The 6,176-nt window shown below is 54.4% G+C and carries 5 protein-coding genes; 2 read left to right on the top strand and 3 right to left on the bottom strand.

Annotation, left to right across the window (positions count from 1 at the left end; translation table 11 throughout):
* The first annotated feature begins 58 nt into the window (after positions 1 to 58).
* Positions 59 to 1,300 carry a sugar ABC transporter ATP-binding protein gene (locus tag ACSZPU_RS22320; RefSeq protein ID WP_499003257.1) on the top strand — a complete coding sequence of 414 codons (1,242 nt, stop codon included), beginning with the start codon at positions 59 to 61 and terminating at the stop codon, positions 1,298 to 1,300.
* A 1-nt stretch (position 1,301) separates the two neighbouring features.
* The gene (locus tag ACSZPU_RS22315) at positions 1,302 to 2,390 is read left to right on the top strand and encodes an ABC transporter permease (protein WP_499003255.1); all 1,089 of its coding nucleotides are present in this window, start codon (positions 1,302 to 1,304) and stop codon (positions 2,388 to 2,390) included.
* 61 nt (positions 2,391 to 2,451) lie between these two features.
* On the opposite strand, the gene ACSZPU_RS22310 is transcribed toward ACSZPU_RS22315, so the two are convergent.
* The 3 genes from ACSZPU_RS22310 to ACSZPU_RS22300 form a co-directional block, all read right to left on the bottom strand.
* Positions 2,452 to 3,468, bottom strand: a complete 1,017-nt coding sequence (locus ACSZPU_RS22310; RefSeq protein WP_499003253.1) for a NagC family transcriptional regulator — start codon at positions 3,466 to 3,468, stop codon at positions 2,452 to 2,454.
* Between the two features lie 62 nt (positions 3,469 to 3,530).
* Entirely contained in the window at positions 3,531 to 4,865 is a 1,335-nt protein-coding gene (locus tag ACSZPU_RS22305) for a glycoside hydrolase family 140 protein (RefSeq protein WP_499003252.1), read from the bottom strand.
* Positions 4,846 to 6,120 (bottom strand): MFS transporter, encoded by a 1,275-nt coding sequence (locus ACSZPU_RS22300; RefSeq protein WP_499003250.1) that lies wholly within the window; start codon positions 6,118 to 6,120, stop codon positions 4,846 to 4,848. The genes ACSZPU_RS22305 and ACSZPU_RS22300 overlap by 20 nt, the downstream gene beginning before the upstream one ends.
* Positions 6,121 to 6,176: the final 56 nt, after the last annotated feature.

Below are 6,176 nucleotides of genomic sequence, written 5' to 3'. Positions count from 1 at the left end.
CGGCCTCATTTCTCGCTGCCGTCCAGATCAGATGCATCGCTCTCTGGGCTAAAATCTTGTGACGACACTATCTAACGTCGCCGAAAACATTTTCCTGGGGCGCGAGCTGCAAAAAGTGCTGACGCCAATCAACGAGGCTGAACAGGAAAAACGGACCGCTGAGCTGTTAAAACGCCTCGACCAGCCTATTTCACCCAAAGAGCTGGTGGGCAACCTGAAAGTGGGCCAGCAACAGTTAGTGGAAATCGCCAAGGCGCTGGCTGAGAACGCGGACATTCTGATCCTCGACGAACCCACGTCGGCGCTGAGTAAAACGGAAGTGGAAATCCTCTTCCGCGTGATTCGCGAGCTGACCCGCCAGGGGGTGTCGATTATCTACATTTCGCACCGTCTGGAAGAGTTAATGGCCATTGGCGATGTCATCACCATTCTGCGCGACGGCAAGTTCCAGGCCGAAGCGAAAGTGCGCGACATCGACGTGCCGTGGATCGTCCGTGAAATGCTCGGCAGCGATCCGGTAAGCAACTTCCTCAAACCGGGCCGCACCTTTGGCACACCGGTGCTGGAAGCAGAGCACATCACCTGCGTGAACAGCGCGGGCAATGCGGTGGTGGACGATGTGACCTTTAAGGTGCACAGCGGTGAAATTGTCGGGATTTACGGCCTGATGGGCGCGGGGCGCACGGAACTGTTTGAATGCATGCTCGGTACCGAACGCAACTATCTGGGCAAACTGTGGCTCGACAGCAAACCCGTGCCGCAGCGGCTGGCCACGGCGGATCGTATCCGCATGGGGATGAGCCTGGTGCCGGAAGACCGCAAACGTACCGGTATCTTCCCTATATCGTCGGTGGCGACCAACCTGACCATCGCCAGCCTGTGGCGGCGGTTACAGCGCGGTATCACCATCTCGCAAAAAGATGAGGAGGCGGTGGTGGCCAGCACCATTGGCAATCTGTCGATTAAGGTCTCCACGCCGGACGTTGAAATCCAGGCGCTGAGCGGCGGTAACCAGCAAAAAGTGGTGATTGGTCGCTCGCTTTTAACCAACCCGAAAGTCCTGTTTTTGGATGAACCGACACGCGGGATTGACGTGGGGGCGAAAGCCGACGTCTTCCGCATGATGGTGCAGCTCTCCGAACAGGGGATCGCAGTGGTCTTTTCCACCTCCGATCTGAAAGAAATTATGGCGGTATCTGACCGCATTCTGGTGATGTCCGGCGGTAAACTGACCGCCGATATCGTGCGCGATCAGGCCGAAGAATCGGCGCTGGTAACGGCAAGTGCTCAGGGGTTCTGATATGAAAACAACACAATCTGTGGCAGTGGCCCCGCGCGCAAGCGCATCGCTGTCACGCGAAAGCATTCTGCTTCTACTGTTAAAGCTGCGAACCTTTATCGCGTTGTTCCTGATTGTTGGCTTCTTTACTGCCACGGTGCCCGGTTTCCTCTCCACGGGCAGCCTGGTGATCATGATTAAACATATCGCTATCAACGCCTTCCTGGCGCTGGGGATTACGTTTGTCATCATCACCGCCGGTATCGACCTGTCCATCGGCGCAACGCTCGGCCTGTGCGGGATGATCGCCGGCTGGATGATCACCAAAGGTATCGTGCTGCCGATGTTTGGCATCGCCATCTTCCCCAGCGTGTGGGTGATTGTGCCGCTGGTACTGTTGATTGGCGGCTTAATCGGCGCGGTGAATGGCTGGATAATTACCCGCTATAACGTGGCACCTTTTATCTGCACGCTCGGTACGATGTATATCCTGCGTGGTGCCGCCATGCTTACCTCCGACGGACAGACCTTCCCGGGGCTCTCCGGCAATCCGTTACTGGGCAATACCGGCTTTGATGAAATTGGCGCGGGCACCCTGTTCGGCATTCCGTGGGCTATCTGGCTGATGATTGTGCTGGCGGTGGTGATTGCCTATGTCGCACGTCGCCTGCCCTTTGGGCGCCACGTTTATGCCATCGGCGATAATGAACGTGCGGCCGAGCTGTCCGGCGTGAAGGTTAAACAGGTCAAAATCTGGGTCTACACCATCTCCGGGTTCTGTGCCGCACTGGCCGGGATCGTGGTGTCCGCGCAGTTGCTGGCGAGCCACCCGGCGAACGGTACGGCCTTTGAAATGAACGCCATTGCTGCGGTGGTGCTGGGCGGGACATCGCTGGCGGGCGGGCGCGGTACCGTACTGGGGACACTGATCGGTGCTTTCGTTATCGGCTTCCTCGCCGACGGTCTGGTGATGATGGGCGTGAGCGAATTCTGGCAGATGGTGATTAAAGGTATTGTGATTATCGTTGCGGTCATCATCGATCAGATGCAGAACCGTATGCAGCAAAAAGCGGCGGTGGTTGCGCAAAAAGCAGTAATAGAAAACAAGTAGTTCCAGCCCTGAAGAATGACGGGAATACCGGTTGGCCTGAGCATACATGCTCAGGCCTTTTTTATACCAGCAGTTCCGTAATGCTGTCTGAACTGAGCTGCACCAGCCCTTTCACGCCATAGTGATAGCCAGTTTTATAGTGCCGGATATGAATCTCGCTGATATGCCTGTCGGCGCTGGCATTGAGCATGCCTTGCGCGAGCGGCAAAATCTCATCGCCATAATCTTCGAACAGCTCACCGGTGACGATGACATGCTTGATGTTATGGATAGGCGCGGTACAGCAGATAGCAAAATAGAGCGCGTTCGCGGTGGTCTGTAATGTGGCAGCCTTGTTTTCGCTATCGACATTAAACGCCTGCTCTATGCCTCCGGCATAAGGCAGATGAACAATCTCCGGGTAAAACCCGTTCTCCCCTAGCCCCGGTTCACCGTGGGTGCAGTAGCCATAGCCCAGGCTGCCAAGACCGGGAATAAACGCCACGTACGAAAGCCCCGGCGAGAGTTTTGCCAGTAGATAATTGGTGCAGTGAGCGATGTTGTAGATATGGGTGGTGATGCCGACCGCATCCTGAATCAGGGTTTTGATATTGACGTTATTGTCCGGGAACAGCGGGCAATAACGCACGATGCCGGTGTAGTGCTCGATTCCCCCTTGTAGCGCCACGCTCACCACCTTCACCCATGACAACAGAATATTCGCCGAGGCGCACAGGGCTTTAATGCTCTCGACAATCACCGTGGTCAACAGTTCAGGCGTCATGGTTTCCGGCAACGTGCAACTGTGGTTCGCCAGCGTGGAAACCTGGGTGTTGTAATCATTGAGGGTGCTTTGCAGGCTGCCTTTGCGCAGCATAATGTTGACGCTAAACCAGCAGTGGCTTTTTACCGCCAGCAGCTGCTGAGGGCGGCCAAACGCCACATCTTTCACTTCGCGCTCTTCAATCACGCGCTCGCTCAGAAGCTGAGAGGTAAGCTTGGTAATATAGGCTTTCGTGACGCCAAGCCGACGGGTCATCTCTGCCCGCGACTCGGTTTCACTGTGCAAAATGTTGAGGATCTGCTTTTTATAATCCATGGTGTTATGCCCCTGCGCGCATCGTTTCCCCGGCGCGGACATCATAACACCATGAAACGCCGTTAGCTTTTCTTACGCAGCACCAGCACCCAGTCGGTCCCGGTTTGCGGTGGGTCGATGCTCAGGAAGAAAGTTTCTGAAATATCGTTGCTGATCCAGTTCATCACGCCATAGCGGGGGTCGAACCAGCCGATGTCAAAGCCGCTCCCGGCAAAATCACGGACATCCACCACTACGTTCTGCTGCTCAGGAATATAGACCGCAATCCAGCGACGATGCGCGTCACGCATGGCGCGACAGTGCTTTTCATCCGTCGCATTCTGGTTTAGCAATAGCGACTGGTCGGGCTCGCGCAGCCACCACTCCGGTAACGACTCGATAAAACGACGCAGCGTGCCGATGTTAAACGCGCCAGGATAGTTAAGCACGTCAAACCAGTACGGAATGGTATCCCCCTGATAAGTGCTGGCCGCGCTCTCCGGAATCGCCTGTGCGTCATCTTCCGGGCGACGCATCTGCCACAGACTGTAGCAACCGTAGGTAATCCCTGCGCCACCGGCAACGACCGACCAGTAGCTGGTACGGCGAATCTCCCGGTCGGTGAAACGGCTGGCGTCCTGCGCCCGACGGAACTGATGCTGGCACATCACCGGATGCGCTTCATAGCAGGGTTCACTATCCAGCACCGGTTTATCCAGACGCTGGTAGTCCATCTCAATAGGCCGCCAGGACGGGTAAGCTTGCCCCATATGACCGGTTTGCCAGACGACAAAATCCTGCTGGAAAGTGTCGCCCAGCATATCGAGCGTGCTACGCCCGCCCTGGCTGTGCACGGTAATCAGCGCGTCGCCGCAGGCACCAGCGCGCAGCCCCATCGCCATCTCTTCAAGAACGTCACGCTGCTGCGCGGTAGCAATCGCCCGGTCACCGCCGATCATCCACAAAATACCGGTACCGACCATTTTGTCACTCAGATAGCGGCAAAACGCGTGGACGTTCTCTTTATTAAATAACGGGGTTTTATTGCTCCCCCAGCTGTTATTGACACTCCAGTGAGAGCCCCACATCGGCACCAGCGCGATATAAATCCCCAGCTGGTTTGCCATCTCCGTCACTTTACGCACGTGGCTGAAATAGGCGTCATTCGGCTCCAGGGTCGCCAAATCAGCAAAAGGTAAATGGCCACCTTCCAGCGTCGGAGTATGTAAACCTTCCAGTTCGCACACGGCAACGGCCTGCACAACGTTAAATCCTTTTTCTGCCCGATTAATTAAATAACGACCGGCCTCTTCCAGGGTTAATTTGTGAAATAACTCCCAGGCCGTACAGGCCGTATAAAAAAACGGGTGATGTGCTTCGTTATAAAAGCTTCTGCCATTAATGCGCAGCTTTTTCATAATTAACTCCCGATGGTGAAGGCTGGCTTTCCTGAATAAATTTCTGGCAGGTTTTCTCATCAAGTTTGTAGCGCGAGAATAACGCCGCCGCGATAAACATACATACCGCAGGTAGCCAGGCATAAAGTAAGGTGAAGGCCGAAAGTTGATTTTCTGAGGCGCTGGCCATGGTGTCCGGGTTATATCCGTACCAGGCAAGGATATAACCGATAATCGCGCCACCGATGGCCATCCCGGCTTTGGTGGCGAATAGCATACCGCCACCGATCATGCCGTTAATGCGCACACCATAGCGATGAAAACCATAATCAGCCACATCGGCGACCGTCGCCCAGATAATCACGGCGACCAGTTCGACCGCCAGCGTGGCGATAACAAACAACACGGCGTGGAAATAGACGGCGCTGGCAGGCGTCAGGCCAATGATGAGGGTGATGATCCCACCGATAATTTGGCTCACCACCAGCAGAGGAATACGCCGTGTCAGTCCTTTTTTGAGCATATACCCGGTGAACAAAGGGGCGATAATACCGGCAATCGATCCGGCGGTAAGCATCAGGCTTAAAAACGAGCCCGGCATGTTGAGCACGTATTTCACGAAATAGGCCGCTGCGCCAAACTTGAGCGTATTCATGATCATCACCACCAGTTGCGCGGCAAAGACAATCATCGCCTGATCGTTTTTGAGCACAAAGCGCACCTGCGTGGAGAGGCTCATTGCCTGATCCGCATCCGGCACGATCCGCTCTGTGGTGTTGAAATAGCACAGCAGAACCAGCAGGGTGGAGAGTAAGCCAATGCCGCACATCACCACCCGGTAACCCACAATCTCACTATCAAAAAGCGCAATTAATGTCGGCACCAGCAATGAACAGATCAGATAGGATATTTTCGCCAGTGGAAAGCGAATGGCATTAATTTGGATACGCTCTTCGCTGTCGGTTGAAATGGCCCCCAATAAAGAGACATAGGGCACCACTACCAGGCTAAAACTGAGTACCAGAAAAATATAAGTGACATAGGCATACCCCGTACGACCTGTTTCGCTTAATTCCGGTGAGAAAAATACGGCAGCGCAGCTTAAACCATAGCGAATGGCAAACCATAATAACCAGGGGCGATAACGACCGTGCCGCGAACGGGTTCTATCAGAAAGAGAACCAATAATCGGATCGCTGATCGCATCAATCAAACGGGTTATCAGAAATAATGTTCCCATTGCCGCAGGATTAAGTTTATACCCAAGTAACTTCAAGATGCAGGATGGTAGTGCTTAAACAATCTATCCCTACGATTAACTTGGGTTTACTG

This window comes from Phytobacter sp. V69 (assembly GCF_965644215.1).
Lineage (GTDB): Bacteria > Pseudomonadota > Gammaproteobacteria > Enterobacterales > Enterobacteriaceae > Phytobacter.
This window is presented reverse-complemented; position numbering and strand designations above follow the sequence as displayed.